Origin of the sequence: Stenotrophomonas sp. PS02297, assembly GCF_029959705.1 — a bacterium.
Taxonomy (GTDB): domain Bacteria; phylum Pseudomonadota; class Gammaproteobacteria; order Xanthomonadales; family Xanthomonadaceae; genus Stenotrophomonas; species Stenotrophomonas nitritireducens.
In genome coordinates this window covers 1-2,097 of the sequence record NZ_JASCOS010000229.1, presented here as the reverse complement: position 1 = coordinate 2,097, position 2,097 = coordinate 1, and the positions used below count along the sequence as shown (strand labels likewise).

Annotated in this window: 1 protein-coding gene; it reads right to left on the bottom strand. The window is 67.9% G+C overall.

Features of this window, described 5'->3' with window-relative positions:
* Positions 1 to 334: 334 nt before the first annotated feature.
* On the bottom strand, positions 335 to 1,927 hold the full coding sequence (locus tag QMX80_RS19100; protein WP_282278754.1) for a M20/M25/M40 family metallo-hydrolase: 1,593 nt from the start codon (positions 1,925 to 1,927) through the stop codon (positions 335 to 337).
* Positions 1,928 to 2,097: the final 170 nt, after the last annotated feature.

Genomic DNA, 2,097 nt, shown 5'->3' with positions numbered 1-2,097 from the left:
TTTTTGTTTATCCCCCCCCGCCGCGGGTTGGGGCGGGGGGGTGGCCGGCAGCCTCGGGATCATTGCCATCGCGGTTGCGGGCCAGCGGCCGGCACTACCGGGTTGTGGCACGAGCGGGAGAGCCGGCACTGCCAACGGATGCCCTGCACAGAACAACGATCACCGGCGCGGCCCGCTCCTGCGCGCAGATGCGGGCCGTGGCGGATGTCGCTGGTCGGCAGCGTCTTCCATACCGCAGTAAAACCCCTGCCCGGCCAGCAGCCGGTCGCCACTGCGGAACAGAACGACGAAGGGCCGCAATGCGGCCCTTCGTCGTTTCCCTGTTGCAGCGCGCTCAGTCTTCCAGCAGCGGCTTGCGCGGCATCTTCTCCTCGCGCATCGCGGCGTTGTAGACGAACGAGGCGACGATCGCCGCGGCCTGCTTCAGGTCTTCCGCCTCGGCATGGTCCCAGGTGTCCAGGTTGCTGTGGTGGACGTTGCTGAAATAGTCCAGCCGGTCCTGGATGAACTGGAAGCCCGGCAGGCCGACGCGGTCGAAGCTGATGTGGTCGGTGCTGCCGGTGTTGCGGGTGACCACGCTGGTGGCGCCGACGTCGTTGAACGGCTTCAGCCACGCCTCGAAGATCGGCATCGCGGCGATGTTCTCCTGCGCGTAGATGCCGCGGAAGCGGCCCGAGCCATTGTCCATGTTGAAGTACACGGAGAACTTCTCGTAGTCGCGCAGCTTCCGCAGCGGGCCGGTCGGCTCGCGCAGCGAGGCCGGCAACGCCTTCTGCGCCGGGTCGGTGGGTTCGGGATAGTGCGCGAAGTGCTTTGCCACGTACGCCTGCGAGCCGATCAGGCCCTGCTCCTCGCCGCTCCACAGCGCCACGCGGATGGTCCGCCTGGGCTTGGCGCCCACCGCCTTGAGGATGCGCATGGCCTCCATCATCACCGCCACGCCGGCGGCGTTGTCGGCCGCGCCGGTGCCGGTGTGCCAGGAATCCATGTGCGCGCCCAGCATCACGATCTCGTCGGCCTTGCTGCTGCCGCGGATCTCGGCGACCGTGTTGTGGCCCGGCTGGTCGGTCTCGTCGGTGAAGCGCGCATCGACATTGACCCGCAGCTTCACCGGCTGCTTGCGCTCCAGCGCGCGCGCCAGCTGGTTGTAGTGCTCGGCGATCATCGCCAGCTCGGGAATGCCCACCGGCTCGCCGGCCTTGCGCGAACCGCCGCCGCCGACGCGAATGATGCCGTTGTCCCAGCCGCTGATGCTGATGGCCGCCAGCGCGCCCTCTTCGGCGAGGAACGCGTTGGTGGCGCGGGCCAGTTCCTGGCGCTCGGCGTACTCCTTGAGCCGCTTGGCGCGGTCCTTGTCCATGGACTTGGGAATGGTGAATTCCTGCAGCCCTTCCAGCGAGGTGGCGTCGTGGCGGTGCGAATCCGGCTCGGTGCCGCGCTTGTACTCGCGCGCATCGCCCAGCAGCAGGATCTTGCCGCGCAGCTTGCCCTTGTACTTCTCCAGGTCGGCCAGCTTCTTGATCTCGACCTTGATCACCTCGCCTTCCACGGTGCCCTTGGTGCCGGGCGTCCACGCCTTGGGCAGCGCGTACAGCTGGGTCACGCGCGGCTCCAGCATCTCCACGCTGGCCGAATCGAATTCCCAGCCGCGGCCGAAGCCGTCGAAGGCCTCGTCATGCGCGTCGACCAGGCCCCATTCGCCGAACTTCTGCCGGGTCCAGTCGTTGGCCCGGGCCATGGCCGGCGAGTTGGTCAGGCGCGGGCCGATGCTTTCGGTGAGGTAGGAGAACGTATCCATCACCTGCGAGCGGTGGAAGGCTTCCTGGCGGATCCTGCCCACCATGTCCAGGTCCACCTGCTCGGCCGCGGCCGCATTGCCGGCGAACGCCAGCCCCATGCCCAACACCAGCAAGCACCGCTTGATCATCTCTTTCCCCGGCCCGTGGCCACTCACGACAAAGGCCCGAGTCTAGCCAGCATGGGGTGCCCCCGAGCCGGCCAATGGTCATGGATGCGGTGAACCCCGCCCCGCTTCCGGCAGGAGCGGCTTCAGCCGCGATGGGGCTTTGCCGGGAGAGCCCTTTCGCGGCTGAAGCC